Raw genomic sequence first — 23,583 nt, 5'->3', positions numbered from 1 at the left:
TGCATGCGGAACAGAGCTCGTGGCGGTGGGTGTGGGGTCTGGGGTCAGGCGCCGCGCCGGATGCGGCCGGCGTAAAGCGCCTCCAGCTTGAGGTTGTGGGCGTCGCCCTCGGGGACGTTGGCCGAGAGGTAGACCGGCGGCGTCTCGCCTGCTTCGAGCAGGTTGCGTACCGTCTGGGCCACGACGAGCTGGGCCAGCAGGGCGGAGGTGATCGTGGAGACGGCTCCGGTGGCGCCTCCGGCAGGCAAGGACAGGACGGCGTCGCCGTAGGGAGCGCGATTGTCCAGGACGACGTCGGCCAGGTCGGCGAGCTTGCGGCCCGAGGGGTGGCGGGACGGGACGGCTTCGCTGTGGGCTCGCGAGGTGATCGCGATCAGGTCGTGACCGCGCTCCTTGACGAGCGTGGCGAGCTCGACGACCACGCCATTGACGCCCGAGTTGGAGATGATGACGAACAGATCGCCCCGCTCGACGGGGGCGAGGTCGAGGATGGCGCGGGCGACGGAGGGATCGCGTTCGAGGTCGTAGCGGTCGAGCTCGGAGCGGGGGGCATCGCCGTAGAGGACGATGTCCCTGAGCGCGAGCCTGTTGGTCGGGACGAGGCCGCCGGCGCGACCGGCGATCTCCATCGCGACCGCCTCGGAGTGGCCGGAGCCGAACGCCTGGATGACGCCGCCTCCGGTCAGCGCCTTGGTGAAGAGATCGGCGGCCCGCTCGATCTCCGGGTCATCGGGGATGGTCCGGACGAGGTCGGCGACGTGACGAACGAATTCTGCCGGTTCTATCGTCATAGATCTCCTTCTGGTAGTCGGTGTCCGGCGACCGCCCGGACAGTGACGTCGAACGCCTGCTTGGTGCGCTCGTACGTGCGTTGCGCGACGGACACGTACACCACGTCGAGCACGAGCAGCTGCGAGTGGATCGCGGCGAACCCCTCCGACCGGAAGCTCGTCGCGCGGCTGGCCGTCGTCAGCACCAGCTCCGCCACCTCGGCCAGCGGGGAGCGGGGCTGCGAGGTCACCGCGACGGTGATCGCGCCGTGGCTGCTTGCCTCCGCGAGCACCTCGATGACCTCGCGCGTCCGGCCGCTGTGCGAGATTCCGATCGCCACGTCGCCCTGGCCCAGCAGCGCCGCGTCGGTGAGCGCGCTGTGGGCGTCGGACCTGCTCCAGGTCGGCACCCGCATCCGCTGCAGCCGATATTCCATCTCGCTGGCCACGGCGGCGCTGCTCGACACCCCGAACAACAGCACCCGCCCGGCCCTGGCCACCGCCTGCGCCACCTTCTCGACCACGGCCAGGTCGAGCTGGTCGGCGGTCTCCTGGATCAGGCGGATGTCGTTGCCGGACACGACGCCGAGCACCTTGTCGAGGCTGTCGTCGGGGAGGATCTCCTGGCCGATGTCGGTCTGCCAGGTCTGCTGGGCCTTGCGGCCGGTCTCGGTGGCGATGGCCACGCGCAGCTCGGCGTATCCGGCGAAGCCGAGGGCGCGGCAGAAGCGGGTGATGGTGGCCGTGGACGTCCTGCTCCGCTCGGCCAGGTCGACGATGGTCAGGCGGGCCGCCTCCGCGGGGGCGGCCAGGATCGACTCGGCCACCTTGCGCAGCGCCTCGGGCATGTCCTGCTGCTCGGCCTCGATGCGGTTCAGAAGTTCCACATGGCGAAAATTATGCTCAGGATCTAGTGCCGTCAAGGCAAATGGGCAATAATTTTTGACATGCACCTCGCCCTGGGCGTTGACGCCGGCGGAACGTCCTCTCGGGCCGGGCTGTTCACCGTGGACGGGGAGCCGGTGGGGAGGGGTCGGGCGGCCGGGGCCAATCCGGTGACGCTCGGCATGGACCGCGCCTGCGCCAACCTGACCGCCGCCGTCGACGGGGCCGTACCGAGGGCTCTCTTACCGCAGGTCGAAAGCGTGGTAGTCGGGCTCGCCGGGCATCCTGGCCGGTGCCGGGCGCTGGCCGAGCAGGTCTTTCGACGACTCCTTCCCGAGGGCCCGCCGGTGCGGGTGGTGGGGGACGTCGTCACCGCCTTCGCCGCCGGCATGGCCGCGCCGTCGGGCACCGTGCTGATCGCGGGGACCGGGGCCATCGCGGCAAAAATTACCAACCATGAGCGGACGGCGACCGCCGACGGGTACGGCTGGCTGCTCGGGGACGAGGGCTCGGCCTTCTGGATCGGCCACGCCGCCGCCCGCACGACCATCCGGGCCCTGAGCGCCGCAGGCCACGCCGCCGCCCCCGCCGAGCACGGCAAGCTCGTGGCGCTCGTCGTCCATCGCCTGTTGCCGCGACGGGCGGGCGAGGACGCGGTCGAGGAGCTGGCCGCGGCCGTGCACGCGGCGCCGCCGCTCGCGCTGGCCGAGCTGGCGCCCCTTGTCACCCAGGCCGCCGAGGCGGGTGACCCGGCCGCCGGGTCGATCGTCGCCGAGGCCGCTTCGCGCCTGGCGCGGACCGCCGCCGAGGTGCACGAGCCCGGCCTGCCCATTGTGCTGGCCGGAAGTGTGCTGACGGGCAGCGCGCCGGTGCGGCGATCGGTGACGGAACTGCTGACGGGCGAGACGGTCGCGATCGCGGGCGACCCGGCGGGGGCGGCGGCCTGGCTCGCGGCGGCCCCGCTGCTGGGCGCGGAGGAGGCGGCACGCGCCCATCACCGCTTCGTCGCGCCCACCGGTCACGGACCAGCCCGATCTCATTCGTCGCACCCGCCGGCGACGGAACCGGCGTGATCTCTCACCGCGCGAGCAGTGCGGCGCTCCCGAAACTGCCGCCGAAGCCCGTCACCAGCGCGACCTCGCGCTCCCCCGTCCGCAGCTCCCGCACGGCCTGGGCCACGTTGTTCAGGCCGTGCACGTAGCCCTCCGAGAGCAGGCCGCCGTGCGGGTTGACCCACGCGTGGCGGCGCTCCAGCAGGTACGCCCCCAGGTCCGCGCGCTCGACCAGCCCGAAGTCCTCCAGCTGCCGGGGCACCAGCCAGGAGTAGGCGTCATACGGCAACGCCACGTCCACATCGGACGGCCGCATGCCGGACGCCTCCCAGAGCATGGGCGCGACGTGCGCGGAGAAGATCGCGCTCACGTCGGGCGAGCGGTCCATCGAGGAACAACCGGGCCCTCCGCCCCGTACCACCGCCTGGACGCGCGGCCCGTCGAGCACCCGGCTGACGACGAGCGCGCAGGCCCCGTCGGTCTCCTGACAGCAGTCGACCGTGCGCAGCGGGGTGCAGACGTACGGCCGGGCGAGGTAGTCGGCGAGCTCCAACGGCTCGCGGCGCAGCGCCCGGGGGTTGGCCTTGGCGTTGTCCCTGGACTGGGCGACGACGGCGTGCAGATGCTCCTCGGTCAGCCCTGTGTCGTGCAGATAGCGGGTTGCGGCCAGGGCGAACAGCGGGATGGGGCCCGCCAGGCCGTACGTGAAACCCTCCTGAGGGCCGGTGGACACCGTGTTCATCCGTTTGCCTGAGCGGCCGTTGAGCGCCCGAAATATCAAGATATTTCGGGCCAAGCCCGCATGCACGAGCATCGCCGCGTCACCCAGGATCGACGCCGCCTGTGTGCCGCCTCCGGCGAGGTCGTTGTGCCAGCCGAGGCGCTCGATCCCCAGGGCCCTGGCGACCTGGACGACGGGCGCGGAATCGTTCATGTGATAGCTGAGCACCGCGTCCACGTCGCGCGGGCCGATGCCGGCGTCGGCGCAGGCCGCCCGGCACGCCTCGACCGCGAGCTCCAGCTCGGTGCGCCCGGATTGCCTGGTCAGCGCCGTCATCCCGATCCCAGCCACGGCCGCCCGCCCGGCGAAGGCCTGCATGCGCCACACGCTAACACAGGCAAGCGTTTGCTAGGTTGGCCTGCCAGGGTGACAATGCGTCTTCACGGGAACTGTCTCGTCTTGTAATACGGAGGTCCGATTCCCCGATAGCACATCATCATCACCCCGAGGTGAGCGATGGACTTACGCTACGTCAGATACGCCATGGCGATTGCACGGGCCGGCAGCCTCCGCCGGGCCGCCGCTGCGCTGCACATCGCCCAGCCCACGCTGTCCGAGCAGTTGAAGGCACTGGAGAAAGAGATCGGAGTCGAGCTGTTCAGCCGCTCCTCCAGCGGGGTGCAGCTCACCGAGGCAGGCGAGGTGTTCCTGGCCCAGGCCACCGTCGCGGTCGACGCCTTCGAGCGGGCCGTGGCCGCGGCGAGGAGCAAGGGCGCCACCTCGCGCCTGGGCGTGGCGGACGGGCTGGCCGACGTGGCCGCCCGGTTGCTCTCCCAGCTCCAGCACCTGCGGCTGCGGGTGGTGCCCATGGGCACGGCCGAGCAGATCGTCTCCATCGTGGACGGCACCCTGCAGGCCGGGCTGGGTTACGCGCCCGGCTCGCTGCCGAGGGGCGTGGCCAGGATGCTCATCCACCGGTTCCCCGTACGCGCGCTGGTCCACCGCGATCACCCCTTGTCGGCCTCCGAGGCGGTGTCGCTGGCAGATCTGACCTCGGAGCCGCTGGTCATGCCGGAGTCCGACGCGGTGGCGGGCGCTCGCCGTTTCCTGGAGGGCTTCGTACGCCACCGGCTCCACCCCCGGCTCGGCCCGGCGGCGGCCACGCACGATCTGGCCATCACCATGGTGGAGCGGGGCGCGGGCTATACGCTCAGCGTCCACGAGGGCACGCCGGTGCCGGAGACCCTGGCCTTCGTCCCGATCAAGGAGGACGTCCCTCCGCTGGAGGTAGTCTTCCTCTGGAACCGCCAGGCCGACGTGCCGGAGCTGGTCAGCGCCGCCCGCCATGTGGCGCGCGCTGGATAGCGCTATTATCTAGCGATGCGCATCTCCGAACTCAGCGCCCGGTCCGGGGTGGCCCTCCCCACGATCAAGTACTACCTGCGCGAGAACCTGCTGCACCAGGGCGAGCAGATAGCCGCGACCCGGGCCGAGTACGACGAGTCGCATCTTCGCCGGCTCCGCCTGATCCGGGCGCTGCTCGAGGTGGGCAAGCTCCCGGTGGCCTCGATCAAGCAGATCATCGCCGCCGTCGACGACGAGTCGCTGCCCATGCACGAGATGCTCGGCACCGCGCACTACGCGCTCGGCCCCACCGTCGAGCCGGAGCCTGGCGAGGAATGGCAGGCCGCTCGCGCCGAGGTCGACCGCCTCATCGCCGACCTGGGCTGGAGCGTGCAGCCCGAGGCCCCGACCCGGGACGAGCTGGCCCAGACGCTGATCAGGATGCGCCAGCTCAACGTGCCCGTCAACCTGGGTCCGTACGTGGAGGCGGTGCAGAAGCTGGTGTCCGAGGTCGAGATGGACACCATCCCGTTCCACGGGCCGCGCGACGCCGCCGTGGAGGCCATGGTGCTGGGCTCGGTCCTGTACGGCAAGGCGTTCGACGCGCTGCGCCGCATGGCCCAGGAGTCCGAGTCCGGCCGCCGCCTCACATGACGCAGGCCCAAATGACGCAGGCGCCAATGACGCCGCCTCAAATGACGCTGTTCGCCCGCAGGGTCTGGACGGCGTACACGGTGATCGCGCCGCGCCAGTCGAGCGACCCGGCAGGCGAGATCCGCGCGTAGTCCACGGTCCACCCGCCGTCGTCCTGCTGGCCGCCGGCCAGCCGCATGAGGTCGGTCGCGATCACCTCGGCATCGAACAGGTCGCGGACCGGCCGGCCGGGGAGCGGCGCGAAGTCCAGTGGCCGCAGCGCCTCGTCCGCGGTGCCGCCCTCGACCGGCACCCGCCCGTCGTCCGGGATGTAGGCGCCGAGCCTCTTGAGCAGGTCGGCGGCCCGCGGCTGGGTGTCGTACACGGCGTCGAGGAAATGCACGGCGAACGACAACACATACGCGTGCGGCCGCCCCTCCAGCTCCTGGATGGCGTCGAAGCAGTACTGCGTGGCCTTCTCCAGCCAGGGGTGTGCGGCGACGGCGGGATCGTGGGCGGCGACGCGGTGGGCGGCGGCCGCGGACACGGCGGTGATCTGCAGCGACGAGGCAGCCGTGTCGGCGCCGGCCCACCAGGGGGCGGTGCCGTGGGAGACGGTGACCGGCAGGGCGAACGGCAGGCCGCCGTCGGGCAGCGTGATCGTGTCCAGGTAGTCGCACAGCTCTGCGGCCCGCGGGGAGGTCTCCGGCGCGACGTCCTCGAACACCCCGAAGGCGTGCAGCGCCGCGCCTGGCTGGCTCTCTGGGGAACGCAGGTCGGACTCCAGGCCCCACCCGTATCCGCCGTCGGGATTGCGGTAGGCCTCCAGGGCCGCCAGCACAGCGGCCGGGTCGCCGTCGCCCATGATCAGGTCATAGCGGCGGCGGTCGAGCACGCGGGCATGGGTGGCCATGAAGCCGGGGATCGCCGAAAGGTTTACGTTCATGGGGCCATCGTGCCCAGAGCGCTCAAGCGCAGTCTTGTAGGTTCCGGACATCTGGCCCGGACATACTGACTGGGTGGACGAAGGTATGGCCCGCGCGAGATTCGCCAAGGCACGCGTGGCCCGGCTCGGCACCGTGGGCGGCAGCGGGGCGCCGCACCTGGCGCCGGTCGTGTTCGCCGTGGTCGCCGAGACGGTGGTCACCGCGGTCGACCACAAGCCCAAGACCACCGCGAACCTCCGCAGGCTTCGCAACATCCGGGAGAATCCCCAGGTCAGCCTGCTGGTCGATCACTATGAGGACGATTGGGCGCAGTTGTGGTGGGTGCGGGCCGACGGCCTGGCCCGCGTGGTGGAGGGCGGGACCGAGCGTGAGGCGGCGCTCGACGCGCTGGCGGCCAAATATCCCCAGTATCGCGAGCGCCGCCCCGCAGGCCCGGTGATCGTCGTGACCGTGACCCGCTGGACCGGGTGGTCCGCTACTCCCTGATCGTGACCGGCCGCTTGAGCAGCCAGAGCGCGGCTCGCTGGAGCAGCGTCCGGTGGACCTCGTTGTCGTACGACCTGGTGTCGTGGCCGAGCGCGTCGTAGAGCACCCGGCCCCGCCGGACCGGCCGCGCCCAGATCAGCGGCTGCCCGTTGGACGAGGCCAGCGGCTCGACGTCCGGCAGGATGTCCAGGTCGCTGTAGACCTCGTCCACCACGTCGAAGTCGCGCAGGCCGTCCACCACCGGGTGCTTGCCGTGCACGCGCACGCCTGTCCACCCCAGCGGCGGGTGGTGGGACTTGGGCCAGGTCCAGCAGCCGCCCAGCACCCGCGGCCAGCCCTGCCAGTCGTCGAAGCAGATCGACGCCGAGTGCATGCACAGCAGCCCGCCACCCCGGTCCAGGTGGTCGAGGAGTGTCGTGCGGGCTTCGGCCGGTAAGCCGAAGCGCCACTCGCCGCGCAGGTCGGCGAACCGGTCCTGGGTCATCTGCCAGCGCAGCGCGTTGACGGTGATGAGCTGGACCTCCGACGGTTCGCTGAGCGCGCCCGCGATGTCCTCGGTGATCTCGGACTCGACCCCCACCTCGGCGAGCACCTGCGCGAGCGCGGCCGACGTGGCGGCGAAGTCGTGGAACAGGCCTCCTGACAGGATCAGATTTCTCGCCACTTGCCCAGCTCATCATGGTTAACGCGGCATTTCCAGCCATGAGCTGTCACATCCGGCGCAGGTGTCCCGGTCTCCGGGTGACGGCCTGGTCGTCGCATCGCGCGCACGGTCGCTTCCCGGTCGAGTGCGACGCCCCGCGCGCCAGGTTCATCGCCCATGCTGATCGTGGGCGACGGCGGGTCGGTGTTGTCGTTCACCCACGTGCACGACGCCGCCACCGCCGTGGTGGCCGCGCTCGGCCGGGACGTCACCGGGGCGCTGGACGTCGTGGACGACACGCCGATCACGATGGCCGACTGGCTGCCGGGCACGGCTGCGGCTCGATTGGCGTCCCCGGTACGCCTCCTTCTTCGGTGAGGGGGCATGATTTCTGCCGTGGACTTCGAGGAGTACCGCCCGCTGTTGCTCGGGCTCGCCTACCGCCTGCTCGGCAGCATGTGGGACGCCGAAGACGTCGTACAGGAGGCGTGGCTGCGCTGGGAGGGCACCGATCAGAGTCAGATCAGGGAGCCGCGGGCCTTCCTGGTGACCGTGGTCTCGCGGCTGGCGCTCGACCAGTTGCGCTCGGCCAGGGTGAAGCGGGAGGCGTACACCGGGCCCTGGTTGCCCGAGCCGGTGCTGACGTCAGAGGCGGGGCCGCTGGACACGGCCGAGCTGCGCGACACCGTCTCGTTCGCGACCCTGCACATGATGGAGCGGCTCACGCCGCCGGAGCGGGCGGTGTTCGTGTTGCGGGAGGCGTTCGAGCTGCCGTACGACCAGATCGCGGAGATCGTCGGCACGTCGGTGGCCAACGCCAGGCAGATGCACCACCGGGCATCCGCGCGGGTGACCGAGGGGCGCGACAAGTTCCAGCCGTCGTCGGAGGACCACTCCAAGCTGCTGATGAAGTTCATGGACGCGGCGGCGGGCGGCGACCTGGCCGCGCTCACCGAGTTGTTCCACGAAGACGTCGTGAACTGGAACGACGGCGGCGGCAAGGTCAGGGCGGCGCTGCGGCCGATCATCGGCAGGCAGAAGGTGCTGGCGTTCCTGGGCGGGCTGCTGTCGCGTTACGACTTCTCGGACACGCGGCTGCTGGACGTCAACGGCCAGCAGGCGATCTGGACGCATGTCGCGGGCGACCAGCAGCTCACCATGATCGACATTCACGAGGGCCGGATCAGGGGGATCTACGTGGTGCGAAACCCGGACAAGCTGGGCCACGTGCACCTCGGCTGAGCCCGGTCACTCTATAGTCGCCCCTATGGATCTCGGCATCTCGGGCAAGGTCGCCCTCGTCACCGGAGGCAGCGCGGGCATCGGATTGGCCGCGGCCAAGAGCCTGGCGCGGGAAGGGTGCGACGTGTGCGTCACCGCCCGCAACCCGGAGCGGCTCGCGGACGCGGTGGTGGAACTGCAGGAGTTCGGCAAGGTCGTGCACGCGATCCTGGCGGACGTGGAGGATCCGGCCGCCGCGCGGCGGGTGGTCGAGGAGACGCGTGGCGTGCTCGGCCCGGTGGACATCCTCGTGGCCAACGCGGGCGGCCCGCCGGCCGGGCGTTTCGACGAGACGACCCTGGCGGACTGGGACGTCGCCGTGCAGCGCAACCTGCTCGGCACCGTACGGCTGATCCACGCGGTGCTGCCCGAGATGCGCTCGCGTGGCTGGGGCCGGATCGTGACGATCACCAGCCGGTCGGCCCGCGAGGCGCTGGACGGCCTGGCGCTGTCCAACGCCACCCGGTCGGCCGTGGCCGGCGTCGTGCGCACTCTGGCCAGAGAGGTCGCCGGCGACGGCGTGCTGGTCAACAACGTGATGCCGGGGCCCATCGACACCGAGCGGCTGCGTGAGCTGTCCGGGGGCGAGGAGGTGCTGGCCGAGCGGGGCAAGGCGGTGCCGGTCGGCCGCATCGGGCGCGCGGAGGAGGTGGGTGACGTGGTGGCGTTCCTGGCCAGCGAGCGGGCCTCGTACGTGAACGGGATCTCGATGCTGGTGGACGGCGGCGAGAGCCGCGTCATCGCCTGAGGAGGATGGCGACGACACCGGCCGCCCAGGTCCTGGTGTCGTCGGGCAGGTCCACGAAATGGGACAGGTTCGCCCGGTGGAAGCAGGCGCCCATCAGCATGGCGGCGGCCGCCTGCGCGTCCATGTCGGCGTCGATCCTGCCGCCGCGCTGCTCGGCCTTGATGATCTCGGCCAGGGCCAGGACCGGAATGTGCGGGCCCCCGCCGGTCTTGGCCAGCATGTTCTTGAAGCCCGCCATGAGCGGCGGGTCGGCCAGCACGCCCGAGGCGATGCCCGCCGCCTTGGTGTAGAACTCCACGGCCGCGACCGTGAAGTCGGTGAGGCCGGCGGCCAGATGGCCCTGGCCCACGCTCAGCCGCAGCCGGGTCAGGGCATGGGCGAGCGTGGGCTGCCGCTCCAGCAGCACCGCGAGGAGCAGCGTCTCCTTGCCGGGGAAGTGTTTGTAGAGCAGGGCCTCGGAGCAGCCGGCCTGGCGCGCGATCCGCTTCGTCGTCGCACCTACGACGCCGTAGTCGCGCAGGGCCTGCTCGGCGGCGTCGAGGATACGATCCCGGGTGCTCATCCGGTCATGATATGAGCGAGTACTCACCCACTTGGCGACGCATGACATGCTTCCAGATAGGGACCACTGGGAGAAGGTAGGGGCATGGACAAGCCGGTCATCGTGACGGTGGACGACGACCCGGGCGTCTCGCGGGCGGTCGCCCGTGACCTGAGACGCCGCTATGGCCAGGAATACCGGATTGTTCGCGCTGAGACGGCCAGGGACGGCATCGAGGCGGTCAGGGAGATGCGGCTGCGCGGCGACGACGTGGCGGCCATCCTGGCCGACTACCGCATGCCGCAGATGAACGGGGTGCAGTTTCTCGAGGCCGCCATGGATATGTATCCGTACGCGCGACGCGTGCTGCTGACCGCCTATGCCGACACGGACGCGGCGATCCAGGCGATCAATGTGGTGGATTTGGACCATTATTTGCTGAAGCCGTGGGATCCGCCGGAGGAGAAGTTCTATCCGGTGATCGACGGGCAGCTGGACGCGTGGCTGCGTACCGACCGGATCGAACGGTCGGAGCTGCGGGTGGTGGGCGACCGGTGGTCGGCGCAGTCCTACAAGGTGCGCGACTTCCTGGCCCGCAACCACGTGCCGTACCAGTGGATGCTGGCCGAGGACCCGGAGGGTGAGCAGCTGGTGAAGGCGGCGGGCGAGAACTGCCACCTGCCGCTGGTCGTGACGGCCGACGGCACCACGCTTGAGTCGCCCGACCAGGCCACGCTGGCCATGGCGGTGGGCCTGTCGACGACCCCGGCCACCGACTTCTACGACCTGATCGTGGTGGGCGGCGGCCCGGCCGGGCTGGGCGCGGCCGTCTACGGCGCCTCTGAGGGGCTCAATACCGTGCTGGTCGAGGCCTACTCGTCCGGCGGCCAGGCGGGCCAGAGCTCCAGGATCGAGAACTACCTGGGCTTCCCCGACGGGGTCTCCGGCCAGCAGCTGGCCGACCGGGCGCGCAGGCAGGCGCTGAAGTTCGGGGCCGAGCTGCTGACGGCACGCAAGGTGACCATGCTGGAGCCGCGCGGGCAGGCACGCGTGATCGGGTTCAAGGACGGCGGGGAGATCGCGGCGCACGCGGTGATCCTGGCGACCGGCGTCACCTACCGCCGCCTGGAGGCGCCGGGACTGGACGAGTTCGTCGGGCGGGGCGTCTTCTACGGCGCGGCGCTGACCGAGGCGCCGGCGTGCAAGGACACCGAGGTGCACATCGTCGGCGCGGCCAACTCGGCCGGGCAGGCGGCCGTCTACCTGGCGGGATTCGCGAGCAAGGTCCACTTGTTGGTGAGGAGTGATGGTTTGGAGAAGTCCATGTCTCACTACCTCATCGAGCAGATCGCCGCGCTCCCCAACGTCGAAGTGCACCTCCAGACGGAGGTCGTCGGCGGTGGCGGCACGGGTCATCTGGAACGGCTGACGCTGTCGACCAAAGGCGAGGAGCGTACGGTCGACGCCCAGTGGCTGTTCGTGTTCATCGGCGCGGAGCCGTACACGTCGTGGCTGGGCGAGACGATCGAGCGGGACGCGAAGGGGTTCGTCCTGACGGGCCCCGACCTGGTCCAGGGTGGGAAGCGGCCGCGTAACTGGCCGTTGCGGCGCGAGCCGTACTACCTGGAGACCAACGTGCCGGGAGTGCTGGCCGCGGGCGACGTGCGCGCGGAATCGATCAAGAGGGTGGCCTCCGCCGTCGGAGAAGGCGCGATGGCCGTCGCGCTCGTGCATCGTTACCTGGAGAAGCAGTGAGCATCATCGACATTGACGAACTGCGCAAGCTCTTCCTTTTCGAGCGGCTTACCGACGAGCAGCTCACCAAGCTGGCCAGCAGCGGCCAGGTGAAGACGTTCCAGGCGGGCGAGGACATCGTCTGCCAGGGCGAGCCGGCCGAGTGCTTCGCGGTCCTGATCGAGGGCGAGGTGCAGATGCTCAACGAGACGGTGAGCGCCGGCACCGTCGCGATGCCCCGCGCGTCCCAGCCCGGCGTGTACGGCGGCGCCACCTCCGCCTACCTCGGCGACCGGGCGCCGCAGACCTACCAGCACACGCTGCGCGCGACCGCGCCGTCGCGGATCTTCCTGCTGCCGGCCAAGAAGTTCGCCTACATCGTGGCCGAGTGGTTCCCGATGGCCATGCACCTGCTCGACGGCCTGCTGTCGGGCGGCCGCATGCAGCGGGAGATGATCGACCGGCGGCAGCGGCTGACCGCGCTCGGCACGATCACCGCGGGGCTCACGCACGAGCTGAACAACCCGGCCGCGGCCGCGGTGCGGGCGGTCGGCGAGCTGCGTTCGCTGATCAAGGCCACCCGTCTCCATCTCGCCCAGCTGGCCGAGGACGGCATCCCGCCGGAGAAGCTGCGCACGCTCATCGAGGCGCAGGAGGCGTGCACGAGCAAGCTGGGCACCCTGCCGCCGCGCTCGCCGCTGGCAATCTCCGACGCCGAGGACGAGCTGGGCGAGGCGCTGGACGAGCTGGGCGTGGAGGACGCGTGGGACTTGGCGCCCGCGCTGGTCAACGCCAGCTTCTCCGGCAAGGACCTGGAGAAGATCCGCGCCAAGGTGGGCGAGCAGCACGCCCCGGCGGCGGTGCGCTGGCTGGCCGAGGCGATCGAGATCTCGCAGATGCTGAGCGAGGTGACCGAGGCGACCGAGCGCATCACCTCGCTGATCCGCTCGGCCAAGCAGTACTCCCAGATGGACCGCGCCCCGTTCCAGGAGCTGGACGTGCACGACCTGCTCGACAGCACGGTCGCGATCTTCCGGGGCAAGATCGCGCCGGGCATCAGCGTGGTCACCGACTACGACCGCACGTTGCCGGCGATCCCCTGCTACGGCGGCGAGCTCAACCAGGTCTGGACGAACCTCATCCACAACGCGCTCGACGCGATGGGCGACACCGGCACGCTGACCATCCGCACCGCGCACGACGAGGACGAGGCGATCGTCGAGATCGGCGACACCGGCCCCGGCGTGCCCGACGCGATCAAGGACCGGATCTTCGAGCCGTTCTTCACCACCAAGAGCGTGGGTGAGGGCACGGGCCTCGGCCTCGACATCTCCTACCGGATCGTGGCCGGCCGGCACGGCGGCGAGATCAAGGTCCGCTCGGTGCCCGGCGACACCTGGTTCGAGGTACGCCTGCCGCTGAGGGAACCCACCCCGACCGCCTGAGCCGGGGCAGCCATCCCGATGTGGCTCGGCGGCGGGCAAGCTCTTCTCGGGATGGACTCGCGGCTGCTCAGCCGACGCCGACGGTCTGCCGCTCGGGCTCGATCACGGCCACGACGCGCTCTTGCCCTCGGGGGTAGGGCGCACCGGTGTACTTCGTGGCCAGCTGGTCGATGATCTCCCACGCCGCGTCGCCCTCGAGCCATGAGACGACCCGCCCACGGACGACAACGGGCTCGAACGGGTTGTCAACGGGCGCGATGGACAGCGCCATCCGAGGGTCGCGGCGCAGGTTGCGTGCTTTGCGCATGCCCGGACCGGTGAAGAAGACGATTCGGTCGCCGTGGGCGCCGACGTAGACGGGAGCGGTGTGGGGCGAGCCGTCCGGCAGGACGGTGGCGAGGTGCGCGATCGAAGTGCCATCCAGTACGCGGCGCACGTCGGGGTCAAGCATGGGTGTACTCCTTCAGCGGGGGTTGTCGGCGCGCCAGGCGACGTAGTCGGCGACTGCCGCGGCGACGTCGAAGGCCGGAGTGAAGCCGGTGTCGTGGGTGAGCCGGGTGATGTCGAGGTAGGGGTCGTCGCCGGGGCCGTTCTGCCGTCCGGGCAGCAGGTCGAGCCGCAGGCCGGGGGTGATCGCCTGCAGGGCGTCGGCGAGCTCGCGGTTGGTGGCCGGTCGGCCGCTGGAGACGTTGTAGGTGTTGTGCCGCAGGGTTTCCGCGGTCATCAGGAGGGCGATCGCGCGCCCGGCGTCGGGTGCGTAGCAGCTGTCGCCGCCGTCGTCGGCGTACAACGGTCGCGGCTGCTCACTGCGGAGCACGGCGTTGATGTACGGCGGGATGGGGTTGAACGGTGATTCCGGGTCCATCAGCGGTCCCCAGATGCTCCCGATCCGGAGCATGACCGGCTGGACGCCGCTGCCCTGCAGGCCGTGCGTGGTCAGCGGCTCGACCGCCTTCTTGAAGGCGACGATCAGATGTGGCAGCGGCGCGGCGGGCAGCGCGAGCTCCTCGTGCCAGCGACTCTCGCTCCGGCCGATGTAGACACCGAGGCTGCCGGCCACGGCGAACCTGCGCACGCCCCAGGCACGGGCAGCCTCCAACGCGTTGAGCAGGCCGATCGTCTCCGTGCGGAAGAAGCCGACCGGGTCTTTGTCGGGAATGCTGCCGGCGAGGTGGACGATGTCGCTGATGTCGTGGCGACCGGCGAGGGCCAGGAAGGCGTCCCGGTCGGTCACGTCGAGAGCCTCCACGGTGACCCGGCTGGCGAGGAACGACGGGACCTCGGTCCGGCGATGCGTGGTGACGACGACCTCGTGTCCGAGGTCGACGAGCGCGCGGGCGGTGTGGGCGCCGATCATGCCCAGCCCTCCGGTGACGAGGATCATCGCGCCACCTCGTAGTGGAGGTGGGTCACGCCGGGCGCCGGGACGGCCTCCACCAGACGCAGGTGCACGTGCTCGGGCAGCGCCTGGAAGAAGGGGCGGCCGCCGCCGAGCAGGATCGGCACCTGGTGAAGGATCACCTCGTCGACGAGCCCCGCCTTCAAGGCCTCGGTCGCGACGCCGCCGCCCATCAGGCCGATGTCCTTGTCGCCGGCGGCCTCGCGGGCTGCGGCGATGGCGTCCTCGATGCCGGTGGTGATGAGGGTCTGCCGCTCGCTGATCTCGGGCGCGGGCCGGTGGCTCAGGACGAACAGCCGGGCCGTCGGGTGCGGGCTGCCGCCTCCGAAATGCTCGGAGTCCTCATAGGTGTTGCGCCCCGCCACAACCGTGCCCACGCGTCCGGCGAGAGCGTCGAAGACCCGCGCGCTGGGCTCGCTCAGCTTGAATCCGTCGAACACCTGGCTGGGTGTGTTGCCGTCGAAGTACCAGTCGAACAGCATCGCCCCGTCCCCCAGCCCTCGCCCAGCGCCCGGGTCGCGCCCGGTGATGTACCCGTCAACCGACACCGCGTGGGCGCTGATGACCTTACTCATCTGCGTGATCCTTTCAGAGTTCCTTCAAGAGACGCCACGACCGTAACACTCCGAGTTCCGTAAAGGAACCCCAATTGCTAGACTGTTTTCATGCAACGCACGAAGTTCGGGGAGATGGCCTGCTCCATCGCGCGCACCCTCGACGTGATCGGAGAGCCCTGGTCGCCGCTGATCCTGCGCGACGTGTGGGCCGGCATGAGTCGGTTCGACCAGCTCCAGGCCGACCTCGGAATCTCGCGCAAGGTGCTGACCGAGCGCCTCAACCACCTCGTCGACCAGGGCGTGCTCGAACGCCACCCCTACGACAGGCGGCCACGCTACGAGTACGTCCTGACGGCCAAGGGCGCCGAGCTGGTCGACCTGCTCATGGTCATGACCAGCTGGGGAGACAGGTGGCTCGCCGGCGAGTCCGGGCCACCAGCGCTCTACCGCCACCACGCATGCGGCGAGATCAGCAGCGTCGACCTGCGCTGCGCCCACTGCGGCGAGACGATGCACGCTGGCGACGTCGACCTGCTGCCGGGCCCTGGCGCAGCCGCGTGATCGAGACTGGCTCCACAGCTCCCCGGCAAGGCGACCTGGCCATATCTTCGGGGTCGGGCGCGCCCCGGCGACGGTGCGACTGCCGTCAAGATGGCATGATGCCCCAGCCCGCCGGCCCTCGGAGTCGTCACTCAGTCGGTGAAGGCGCAAGGGACCCCTCACAGGCGGCGAAGGCGTTGCTGAGCGCCTTGCCGTCGACGCCTTCTTTCCAGCCGCTCCCAGCAGGCGTCTTGCCTTGGAGGATCTGCTCGAGTGCCTCGGGAGTGGCGTACTTGATTTCCACGTCAGCCATACACTCCACCTGCTTGTCGGAGTACTCCTTATATGCAGGGTCCGACCTCATGTCCTGAACGAGCCGCTCCCGCAACGACGGCTCCTGCGCTGTACACCCGGCGCCTCCAAGCAGCCCTCCAACAACCACAACCGCAACCAGACCAACTCTGCGACGCATCACCGCCACCTTCCACGTCCTCGCGGTGGCCGGCCGCGCGCACCGCTCCCCCGCCTGTGCACCGGTGATCTGCCCGCCGAACTTCGCGCGGTCGATCCAGCCGTCCGCCGCCTGCCGCTCCGCCTGGGTCACCGGCGTCTGTTCGGGTCTGAGTAGGCGGTTCAGCACCATCCCCGCGCTTTCTGAGCCACTCACTTGTAGCCTCCCCGTAGTGATCAATATAAATTAGTGTAAGGCATGAACAGTTTCTGTGTCGATAGGACGATGCCCTGTGGCTGACGACAAGGGACAGGCGGACCTGCCGCCTGGCATCGCACTGGCGTGGGGACTCAACCCGGCTGGACCCAACAAGGGCACGCGACGACGCGGCCCCAAACCGGCCCACAGCGTGGAACGGATCGTCGAGGTCGCGATCGAGGTCGCCGACACCGAAGGCTTCGCCGGACTGTCGATGCCCAAGATCGCCGGATGTCTCGGCATCACCGCCAACGCCCTCTACCGCTATGTCCGCTCCAAGGAGGAACTGCTCGTGCTGCTTGCCGAAGCCGGCTGGGGCCCGCCCCCGGAATCAGTACGGCAGGCCGCGAACTGGCGGGCCGCCAACGCCACAGCGATCCATGAGAAATAGACAGCTAGATCGCTGTGCGAGATACCCCCTAGTGGGTGAGCCAGGTGCACCTCGGCCCCTGCCTGTTCCAGCACATCGGCCGCCAAGCACCAACCGTAAGTGACCTCCGAAGACCACCTGCGGGCTCATCCCCGCCCGCGCCAGCAGCCGCCGCAACCCCTGCGGGCTGTTGTCAGTGCATTTGGTCAACAACCGGCGGCCATCCACGCTCATGAACGCCAGCACGCTACGCATGCGATGCAGATCCATTCCCGCGATCTAGCGACCGGCATACCCTGCATTCATCAGGGGGCCTCCTCTGTCCGTGAGGACATTCGCGCTGCAGTTGGGCACGGTGCCGACGACCTGGTGCCGACGACCTGGTGCCGACGACCTCGACTGGCCCGCGCCCATGTGCGGCGTGATGGGCGCGTGGCGTTACCGAAGGCTTACTCCCCAGCCAGTGCAGGCTTTCGAAGCCGTCGCCGTGCCGAGGTCTTGAAGCGGTTCACGGTGAGTTGCCGGACGGATCCGACTTGTCAGGAGCGGTCACGAGCCCATGTAATGGATGACCGTAACCTCGAAAGGAGGCGGGCCGGTGGTCTTCCCGGGCATCCTCCTCGTCGTGACCTTGATCAACCTGGTGGTGACCAGCGGGTCGGCGCAGTGGGCGTTGGTGGGCCCGGTGTTCGTGCCGATGCTGCTTCCTGAAGCGCTACCGCCGCGAGGCCGGGATCGGCACGCCGGCCTCCATGACCATCCCCATCGCCTGCACCTTGCTCGTCGACTGGACGTTGCCGTTCCTCGTGTTCTGGTGGCTCGGCATCCCGCTCGGGCCTGGGGCGCCCGTTGCCTAGTTCCCCCGGAAGGATTCCCGTGTTGATCACTGACTGGACCAGGCAGGCACTCCCGGCCATGCTCGACGATCTCAAGGCCGTGGTGGAGCTGGAAACCCACAGCTATGACAAGGCCATGCTGGTCAAGGGGCTGCGCTCGATCCGCGCCCGAGCCGTCGATCTGCTCGGGATGCCGGACGAGGAGGTCCTGCACGACTGCGGCCAGTACGGCGACGTCCTGGAACTGACCTATCAGGGCACCGCGCCGGGGACCGTGCTCATGCTGAGCCACTACGACACGGTCTGGCCCACGGGAACGCTGGCCGGATGGCCGTTCGCGGTGGTGGAAGGCAAGGTCACGGGGCCCGGCGTGTTCGACATGAAGACGGGGCTGGTGCAGTCGATCTGGGCGCTGCGCGGGCTACGGGAGCTGGAGCTGCCGCATCCGAGCGTGCGGTTCCTGTTCAACGGGGACGAGGAGATCGGCAGCCCGGCCTCGCGCGAGCACATCGAGGCGGCCAGCTCGGACGTGCTGGCGAGCCTGGTGTTCGAGGCGTCGCTGGACGGGGCGCTCAAGACGGCCCGGAAGGGGGTTGGGCTGTTCAACGTACGCGTGACCGGGGTGGAGGCGCACGCGGGGCTGGACCCGTACGCGGGGGCGAGCGCCATTCACGCGCTCGCCGAGATCGTCACCACCCTGGCCGGGGCCGCCTCCCGGGAGCGCGGCACCACCGTGAACGTCGGCCTGATCAGCGGCGGCACCGGGCGGAACGTGGCGGCCGGGCACGCCAGCTGCGGCGTGGACGTACGGGTGGCCGAGCCGTCGGAGATGGGGCGGATCGACGACGTGCTCGCCGGCCTACGCGCCTCCGATCCGCGCATCACGATCTCCGTGACCGGCGAATGGAACCGGCCACCCATGATCCCCAATCCCGCCTCGCAGCGGCTGCTCAAGGAGGCGCAGGAGGTGGCGGCGGAGTTCGGGTGGCTGCTGGACGAGGCGTCGGTGGGCGGCGCCAGCGACGGCAACTTCATCTCAGCGCTGGAGCGGGCGATCCTGGACGGGATGGGGGCGGTGGGCGACGGGGCGCACGCCCGCCACGAACACGTCCTCCTCGACCAGATCCCGGAACGCACAGCACTGACGATCGGCTTGCTCACCGCCCTGGCCTGACACCCCCTGACGCCGCGCTCGCCTGACATCCCCTCACGGCGGCCAGGCGGCACACGGGACGCAGGCGGACGGGTGGCCGGCCGAAGACGCGGTCGCGGACCGAGGGCCGGCCTGCCCAAGACGCGGACAAATCATCAGCCGAAGACGCGGTCGCGGGTCAGGTCCAGGGCCGTGAGGACGGCGCCCTGGAGGACGGCGTTGCCCGTGACCGTGCTCACGCGGATCTCCGTCTGTGCCGGTGACCGCTCATGTACGCGTTCGGACACCAACATGGCCAGCTCGTCGCCACCCTCGTGCAACGTCTTGCCGCCGAGCACGATGAGCCCCGGGTCCAGAAGCGCGACGAAGGCGAATGCACCCTTGGCGATCCGCTCGGCCAGTTCCGCTCGCCCGAGCCCGCGGACGACGCCGGCCTCCAGTTGGTAGCAGTACCGCGCGCCGTCCACTTCCAAGAATCCGATCTCCCCCGCCCCACCGGAGACCCCGCGGCGCAGGCGCCCGCCAAGCACCACGGCCGCCCCCACACCGTCGTCCAGCCAGAGCAGCACGAAGTCGTCGCTCCCCCGCGCCGCACCGATTCGCAGCTCGGCGATGGCGGCGAGGTTCACCTCGTTCTCCAGGACCACGGGCACGCCCAGTCGCTGACGAACCGACCCCACCACGCCCCGCCGCCACCCCGGCACGTCGGTCTGCGACATCACATCGCCGTCACGTGGATCCACCAGGCCCGGCGCGCCGATCACCACCGTGTCCAGCGCCAGCCCCCCGGCGGCCTCCAGGATCACACCCTCGATCAGGGTCTCCAGCGAACCGTCGAGCTTGCAGGTGGCCGAGCCGACGACCTGCCCGGTGATATCGGCGATCGTGACGTGGACGGCGGCGCGCCGCACATCCACGCCGGCGACGTGAGCGCGGTCCGCGACCAGCCCGTACAGCCGGGCGTTCGGCCCGCGCCGATCCTCCCCGTACTCCCCTGTGACCTCGATGAGCCCCGCCTCCCTGAGCCGCTCGATCAGGTCGGACACGGTTGGCCTGGACAGCCCCGTCAACGCGCGGAGCTGAGGAGCGGTGAGAGGTCCGCGCTCCAACAGCAAGTCGAGGGCCAGCCGGTCGTTGATGGCACGGGCCATGGCCGGGGTCGCGGTCTTCACGGTCCTCATAATAATCAGGGTCCCTGCCTAAAACGTCTTTCCATCAGGAAGCCTACCTGTTAATTTCTTGGGCATGAGAAGACTGAGCCCTCATCACGCGATCGCTGCCGTGTTCGCCGCACACGGCGCTGTCGCCGGCAGCCTGTTCACCCGCATCCCCTGGATCCAGGACAGTCTGGACCTCAGCCCCGGCGCCCTCGGCCTGGCGCTCTTATGCCCGCCAATCGGCGCCTTCGTCGGCATGCCGACAGCCAGCCGCCTGGCCTACCGCTTCGGCAGCCGGGCCGCCACCCGCGTCCTACTCGCGCTGTGGTGCACGGGACTGGCCCTTCCAGCGCTCGCGCCGTCGCCCACGTGGCTATTCGTGGTGTTCCTGCTGTTCGGGGCTGCCGCGGGCATGTCGGACGTGGTGATGAACGCTCACGCCGTCGTCCTGGAACGACACCTGGGCCGCTCGATCATGTCCGGCCTGCACGGCATGTGGTCCGTCGGCAGCCTGGCCGCCGGCGGCCTCGGCGCCCTGGCCGCCAGCGCGGACATCGACGCGAGAGTGCATCTCGGGGCCGTGTCGATCGCCTTGCTGGCCCTCGGCGCAGCAGCCGGCCATGGCCTCCTCCGCGACCACGCGAGCATTCCTGACGGCGGGGCAACCGAGCACAAGGCCGCCGACGCACCACTCCCGCCGCCACGGCGCTTCGCACTGCCCACGCGCGGGATCCTGGCCATCGGCCTGGTCGGATTCTGCGCGACCTTCGCCGAGGGCGCCAGCTCCAACTGGTCCGCCGTCTACCTCACCGACGTCGCCGACGCCGGCCCCGGGCTGGCCGCCGCCGGATACACCGTCTTCATGTTCTGCATGGCGGGCATGAGGCTGACGGGCGACCGTCTCATCCGGTGGCTCGGTCCCGTGGCAGCGGTCAGGACAAGCGGAATCGTGGCGGCCGCCGGTGGCATCGTCGTGGTCACGGCACGTACCCCCGCGCTCGTCATAGCCGGATTCGCGATGATCGGGCTGGGCTTGGCGGTGATCGTACCGCTGGTGTTCACGACAGCGGGCAACGTGGGAGCGACCCCGGGCGAGGGTGTGGCGGGCGTGGCCACGATCACGTACCTGTCAGGCATGATCGCCCCGGCCGTCACAGGCTGGCTCGCCGACACGCTCGGCTACCCCGCGGCATTCGCCCTGATCACCGGCGTGATCGCGCTCCTGATCCTGCTCGCCCCCGCCCTACGCCACCCCTCACCAGACGCGCCTGCACCCTTCGCCCTCAAGGACCATGAGGAACCCGTGGACAGATGCCTCCCTGCGTGACTTCCTGCCTGCTTCGGCGGATGAGCACCCGCCGCACCCGCCTGGATGGCGGGTGCGGCGTGAGCGGCCTATATGAGGATGGAACCAGACCAGACGGCGCCGGCAGCCTTGTAGATCGCGGCCGTCTGGCTGTCGAAGTACGGCGAGACGCCGGTGTCGTATCGGTTGTCGCCGTCGGTGTCGGCGACGCTGACGGTGATGCCGTTGAGGTAGCCGTTGCGCACGTCGTTGTTGTAGTGCTCCAGCCAGGAGGAGCCGAGGGAGCCTGTGCCGGGGAACGGGGAGTCGACGCCGATGAGCTGGTCCGCGGGGAGATCGGAGATCGTCATGGTGAACGTCGGCCCGCTGGCCCTTTCGAGGGTCTCACCCGTGTAGGGCCTGGTTCCGTCGGGGTTGGAGCCTGCCGGGTAACCGATGACGTCCCTCGAGGAACCTATCGGCTGGTTCCAGGAGAAGCCTTGCGCGCCGACGTTGTCGACGAGCCTTCCCTTGTTGGTCAGCACGCCGTCAGAGGACAAGACGACGCCGTTGTGCACGTTCACGAAGGCGAAGTCGCGGTCGTAGTCCCTGAACAGGTCGAAGTCGGAATGGGCGGCGACCTGCTTTCCGACGTACAGGCCCCACGGGGTCGTGCCCTCGGAGTAGCCGGGGACGAAGACCCACTTGTCGAACGTGGCATCAGAGCGCTCGACGTCGAGTACGCAGTGACCGGCCGTGGCGACGAGGTTGCGATATTGCGAGTGTACGGCGGTGCCCGTACACCAGTGCGGCTGACCGTCGGCGCCGACGAAGAACACCTTGCCCGACGTGGTGGGGAGATTCCCTGGTGCCGAGACCGGACTGGCCAGCGGCGCGACGCTGCCGGACTTGCCGTCTGGCACGACGGAGTTGGACGAGCGTTGTCCTTGAACCACGGTCTGCACCGCATAGGGGGTGGCATTCTTCAGGTTGGCGGCCCCGTCGGCGAGCCAGAAGTTCGCGACCTCTCGAGCGACCGTCGTGGTGGCCAAAGGGGTCATCACCACGTTCGCGGCGTGAGCCGGCGCCGTGACGACGGTTGATCCCAGCAGACCCAACCCGATGCCTAACGCGATCACTGTGCGCCTCATATTGATCTCCCCATTCAGGCAGGGGCGTCCTGCACGACGCCCTCGTCAGCATGAAAAATCGACCCGAGTGATCAACCCGGCTGTTCCGAGCATGATCGTAACTGGCATGGGACGCGAGGTACAGGCATTTCTCGATCATATGTTCGATATGAAGATCACCAACGACGGGCACGCGATCACCGGTGACTGTCGAACTGCTGGTCGGCGACGTGGTGACGCAATAGTTGACCGGTCATGCTGATTGCTGTGAGTTTGCTGGTAATTGCGCCGATGTACTGGGAGATGATCTCCCACCCTGCTTCCAGCCCCAGACAAGCCCGCCCATGAACAGCATGAGCACCGCGAGGGATGTCAGGAAGCCGGAGGAACGAGACAGCAGCCACTAGATCATGTGAGGTCTGCGACGACGTTGTCCCGGGTGGCAACGCGGACATCGGCCGGGTCTCGCAGTCAACTGGTGTGTGGTCGGCCGTGGACGGGGTCCGGATCGTTGACGGCGAGGACGCAGACGACGGGAGGGTCGAGGTCCAGGATTTCTGTTCTCGTCTTCGTGAACCCGGCGTCCTGGAGCAGAGTTGTGATGTTGCGGGCGGCCTCGAGTGAGGTGCTCCTCGTGGCTCCGAGGCAGCGGGGTTGGGAGACGATGGCGATGCGTCCGCCGGGCGTCAGTCGCCGGCGCAGGTCGTCGAGCCGCTCGACCGGCGCCGTCCAGAACCCGAGAGAGTTGACGGCCAGGATGATGTCGAAGGGGCCGTCGAGAGCGGGCGGCAGTTGTTCGACGCTGCCCAGGGTGAGCGTGACGCGTCCGGCCTGGACAGCGACGGCGTTGCGCTTGGTCGCCTGCCGGAGCATCACGTCGGAGCGGTCGACGCCATAGACGTGCCCCGAGGGGCCGACGCGGCGGCTCAGCTCGGCGATGGCGAGGCCGGGGCCGAAGCCGATCTCCAGAACCCGGTCGGTGGGCCGCACGTCGAGCAGAGAGACGACCCAGCTGTTGCGCTGCCGGTTGGAGGCGCGATGTGCCATCACCCAGCCGGCTACGTTCCCGGCCGCGCCACGGGGGTGACCGAACTGGCGGACGAGGGTCGCGAGGATGGACCGCTTCACCGGCATGGCGTACTCACCGTTCCCCGCATTTCTGTCTCCACGGGCGACAGTCAACGCCTTCAAGTACGCTTGAGGTCAAGCCGTCCGAG

26 protein-coding genes and 1 pseudogene are annotated in these 23,583 nt (G+C 69.6%); 14 read left to right on the top strand and 13 right to left on the bottom strand.

What is annotated here, in order from left to right; translation table 11 throughout:
- Positions 1–44: 44 nt before the first annotated feature.
- Positions 45–791 carry a sugar isomerase domain-containing protein gene (locus ACTWPT_RS14000; RefSeq protein WP_443177773.1) on the bottom strand — a complete coding sequence of 249 codons (747 nt, stop codon included), beginning with the start codon at positions 789–791 and terminating at the stop codon, positions 45–47.
- Complete coding sequence (locus ACTWPT_RS13995; protein WP_443177772.1) at positions 788–1,657, bottom strand: MurR/RpiR family transcriptional regulator; 870 nt, start codon at positions 1,655–1,657, stop codon at positions 788–790. The genes ACTWPT_RS14000 and ACTWPT_RS13995 overlap by 4 nt, the downstream gene beginning before the upstream one ends.
- 60 nt (positions 1,658–1,717) lie before the next feature.
- Here ACTWPT_RS13995 and ACTWPT_RS13990 point away from each other — a divergent pair, with 60 nt between their 5' ends.
- Positions 1,718–2,728 (top strand): N-acetylglucosamine kinase, encoded by a 1,011-nt coding sequence (locus ACTWPT_RS13990; RefSeq protein WP_443177771.1) that lies wholly within the window; start codon positions 1,718–1,720, stop codon positions 2,726–2,728.
- Positions 2,729–2,732: 4 nt separating this feature from the next.
- Here the strand turns inward: ACTWPT_RS13990 and ACTWPT_RS13985 are convergent, their stop codons facing one another.
- Positions 2,733–3,806, bottom strand: a complete 1,074-nt coding sequence (locus ACTWPT_RS13985) for a thiolase C-terminal domain-containing protein (protein WP_443177770.1) — start codon at positions 3,804–3,806, stop codon at positions 2,733–2,735.
- A 138-nt stretch (positions 3,807–3,944) separates the two neighbouring features.
- Between ACTWPT_RS13985 and ACTWPT_RS13980 the strand changes: the two genes are divergently transcribed.
- Together ACTWPT_RS13980 and ACTWPT_RS13975 are read left to right on the top strand one after the other, a co-directional pair.
- Complete coding sequence (locus tag ACTWPT_RS13980; protein ID WP_443177769.1) at positions 3,945–4,793, top strand: LysR family transcriptional regulator; 849 nt, start codon at positions 3,945–3,947, stop codon at positions 4,791–4,793.
- Positions 4,794–4,808: 15 nt separating this feature from the next.
- Positions 4,809–5,426, top strand: coding sequence for a MerR family transcriptional regulator (locus ACTWPT_RS13975; protein ID WP_443177768.1), 618 nt, complete (start codon positions 4,809–4,811; stop codon positions 5,424–5,426).
- Between the two features lie 37 nt (positions 5,427–5,463).
- Here the strand turns inward: ACTWPT_RS13975 and ACTWPT_RS13970 are convergent, their stop codons facing one another.
- Positions 5,464–6,351 carry a hypothetical protein gene (locus ACTWPT_RS13970; protein ID WP_443177767.1) on the bottom strand — a complete coding sequence of 296 codons (888 nt, stop codon included), beginning with the start codon at positions 6,349–6,351 and terminating at the stop codon, positions 5,464–5,466.
- Between the two features lie 73 nt (positions 6,352–6,424).
- Here ACTWPT_RS13970 and ACTWPT_RS13965 point away from each other — a divergent pair, with 73 nt between their 5' ends.
- The gene (locus ACTWPT_RS13965; RefSeq protein ID WP_443177766.1) at positions 6,425–6,838 is read left to right on the top strand and encodes a TIGR03668 family PPOX class F420-dependent oxidoreductase; all 414 of its coding nucleotides are present in this window, start codon (positions 6,425–6,427) and stop codon (positions 6,836–6,838) included.
- Here ACTWPT_RS13965 and ACTWPT_RS13960 read toward each other — a convergent pair.
- A complete protein-coding gene (locus ACTWPT_RS13960) occupies positions 6,828–7,502 on the bottom strand; it encodes a ThuA domain-containing protein (RefSeq protein WP_443177765.1) in 675 nt (224 codons plus the stop codon). The two genes, ACTWPT_RS13965 and ACTWPT_RS13960, sit on opposite strands and share 11 nt — an antisense overlap.
- A 156-nt stretch (positions 7,503–7,658) precedes the next feature.
- Between ACTWPT_RS13960 and ACTWPT_RS13955 the strand changes: the two genes are divergently transcribed.
- From ACTWPT_RS13955 to ACTWPT_RS13945, 3 genes are read left to right on the top strand one after another with little or no spacing between them, the layout of a single operon-like run.
- Entirely contained in the window at positions 7,659–7,859 is a 201-nt protein-coding gene (locus ACTWPT_RS13955; RefSeq protein ID WP_443177764.1) for a hypothetical protein, read from the top strand.
- A gap of 18 nt (positions 7,860–7,877) precedes the next feature.
- Positions 7,878–8,723 carry an RNA polymerase sigma-70 factor gene (locus tag ACTWPT_RS13950; RefSeq protein WP_443177763.1) on the top strand — a complete coding sequence of 282 codons (846 nt, stop codon included), beginning with the start codon at positions 7,878–7,880 and terminating at the stop codon, positions 8,721–8,723.
- 25 nt (positions 8,724–8,748) lie between these two features.
- A complete protein-coding gene (locus ACTWPT_RS13945; protein WP_327584601.1) occupies positions 8,749–9,510 on the top strand; it encodes an SDR family oxidoreductase in 762 nt (253 codons plus the stop codon).
- Here ACTWPT_RS13945 and ACTWPT_RS13940 read toward each other — a convergent pair.
- Entirely contained in the window at positions 9,500–10,072 is a 573-nt protein-coding gene (locus tag ACTWPT_RS13940; protein WP_443177762.1) for a TetR/AcrR family transcriptional regulator, read from the bottom strand. The genes ACTWPT_RS13945 and ACTWPT_RS13940 overlap by 11 nt on opposite strands.
- Before the next feature lie 84 nt (positions 10,073–10,156).
- Here ACTWPT_RS13940 and ACTWPT_RS13935 point away from each other — a divergent pair, with 84 nt between their 5' ends.
- Both ACTWPT_RS13935 and ACTWPT_RS13930 read left to right on the top strand, forming a co-directional pair.
- Positions 10,157–11,806, top strand: a complete 1,650-nt coding sequence (locus ACTWPT_RS13935) for an FAD-dependent oxidoreductase (RefSeq protein ID WP_443177761.1) — start codon at positions 10,157–10,159, stop codon at positions 11,804–11,806.
- Positions 11,803–13,230: an ATP-binding protein gene (locus ACTWPT_RS13930; protein ID WP_443177760.1), complete on the top strand. Its 1,428-nt coding sequence runs from the start codon at positions 11,803–11,805 to the stop codon at positions 13,228–13,230. Before ACTWPT_RS13935 ends, ACTWPT_RS13930 begins: the two co-directional genes overlap by 4 nt.
- A gap of 67 nt (positions 13,231–13,297) precedes the next feature.
- Here ACTWPT_RS13930 and ACTWPT_RS13925 read toward each other — a convergent pair whose 3' ends face one another.
- From ACTWPT_RS13925 to ACTWPT_RS13915, 3 genes are read right to left on the bottom strand one after another with little or no spacing between them, the layout of a single operon-like run.
- Positions 13,298–13,681 (bottom strand): PPOX class F420-dependent oxidoreductase, encoded by a 384-nt coding sequence (locus tag ACTWPT_RS13925; RefSeq protein ID WP_443177759.1) that lies wholly within the window; start codon positions 13,679–13,681, stop codon positions 13,298–13,300.
- Between the two features lie 12 nt (positions 13,682–13,693).
- Complete coding sequence (locus ACTWPT_RS13920; RefSeq protein WP_443177758.1) at positions 13,694–14,614, bottom strand: NAD-dependent epimerase/dehydratase family protein; 921 nt, start codon at positions 14,612–14,614, stop codon at positions 13,694–13,696.
- Positions 14,611–15,204, bottom strand: coding sequence for a dihydrofolate reductase family protein (locus ACTWPT_RS13915; protein ID WP_443177757.1), 594 nt, complete (start codon positions 15,202–15,204; stop codon positions 14,611–14,613). Before ACTWPT_RS13915 ends, ACTWPT_RS13920 begins: the two co-directional genes overlap by 4 nt.
- A gap of 90 nt (positions 15,205–15,294) precedes the next feature.
- On the opposite strand from ACTWPT_RS13915, the gene ACTWPT_RS13910 reads away from it, so the two are divergent.
- Complete coding sequence (locus ACTWPT_RS13910; protein WP_443177756.1) at positions 15,295–15,747, top strand: winged helix-turn-helix transcriptional regulator; 453 nt, start codon at positions 15,295–15,297, stop codon at positions 15,745–15,747.
- Positions 15,748–15,874: 127 nt separating this feature from the next.
- On the opposite strand, the gene ACTWPT_RS13905 is transcribed toward ACTWPT_RS13910, so the two are convergent.
- Positions 15,875–16,369: a hypothetical protein gene (locus ACTWPT_RS13905; protein ID WP_443177755.1), complete on the bottom strand. Its 495-nt coding sequence runs from the start codon at positions 16,367–16,369 to the stop codon at positions 15,875–15,877.
- A 100-nt stretch (positions 16,370–16,469) separates the two neighbouring features.
- On the opposite strand from ACTWPT_RS13905, the gene ACTWPT_RS13900 reads away from it, so the two are divergent.
- The 3 genes and pseudogenes from ACTWPT_RS13900 to ACTWPT_RS13890 all read left to right on the top strand — a co-directional run bounded on the left by ACTWPT_RS13900 (position 16,470) and on the right by ACTWPT_RS13890 (position 18,815).
- Complete coding sequence (locus tag ACTWPT_RS13900) at positions 16,470–16,826, top strand: TetR/AcrR family transcriptional regulator (RefSeq protein ID WP_443177754.1); 357 nt, start codon at positions 16,470–16,472, stop codon at positions 16,824–16,826.
- 547 nt (positions 16,827–17,373) lie between these two features.
- Positions 17,374–17,662: pseudogene (locus ACTWPT_RS13895) on the top strand (AbgT family transporter).
- Between the two features lie 19 nt (positions 17,663–17,681).
- Positions 17,682–18,815: a M20 family metallopeptidase gene (locus tag ACTWPT_RS13890; protein WP_443177753.1), complete on the top strand. Its 1,134-nt coding sequence runs from the start codon at positions 17,682–17,684 to the stop codon at positions 18,813–18,815.
- 134 nt (positions 18,816–18,949) lie between these two features.
- Here the strand turns inward: ACTWPT_RS13890 and ACTWPT_RS13885 are convergent, their stop codons facing one another.
- A complete protein-coding gene (locus tag ACTWPT_RS13885; protein WP_443177752.1) occupies positions 18,950–19,966 on the bottom strand; it encodes an ROK family transcriptional regulator in 1,017 nt (338 codons plus the stop codon).
- A 73-nt stretch (positions 19,967–20,039) separates the two neighbouring features.
- Between ACTWPT_RS13885 and ACTWPT_RS13880 the strand changes: the two genes are divergently transcribed.
- Positions 20,040–21,278, top strand: a complete 1,239-nt coding sequence (locus tag ACTWPT_RS13880) for an MFS transporter (RefSeq protein WP_443177751.1) — start codon at positions 20,040–20,042, stop codon at positions 21,276–21,278.
- A 68-nt stretch (positions 21,279–21,346) separates the two neighbouring features.
- On the opposite strand, the gene ACTWPT_RS13875 is transcribed toward ACTWPT_RS13880, so the two are convergent.
- Together ACTWPT_RS13875 and ACTWPT_RS13870 are read right to left on the bottom strand one after the other, a co-directional pair.
- Positions 21,347–22,387 carry a trypsin-like serine peptidase gene (locus ACTWPT_RS13875; protein ID WP_443177750.1) on the bottom strand — a complete coding sequence of 347 codons (1,041 nt, stop codon included), beginning with the start codon at positions 22,385–22,387 and terminating at the stop codon, positions 21,347–21,349.
- Positions 22,388–22,837: 450 nt separating this feature from the next.
- On the bottom strand, positions 22,838–23,500 hold the full coding sequence (locus ACTWPT_RS13870) for a class I SAM-dependent methyltransferase (RefSeq protein ID WP_443177749.1): 663 nt from the start codon (positions 23,498–23,500) through the stop codon (positions 22,838–22,840).
- Between the last annotated feature and the right edge of the window lie 83 nt (positions 23,501–23,583).

Source organism: Nonomuraea sp. 3N208, assembly GCF_052245935.1.
Lineage (GTDB): Bacteria > Actinomycetota > Actinomycetes > Streptosporangiales > Streptosporangiaceae > Nonomuraea.
This window is presented reverse-complemented; position numbering and strand designations above follow the sequence as displayed.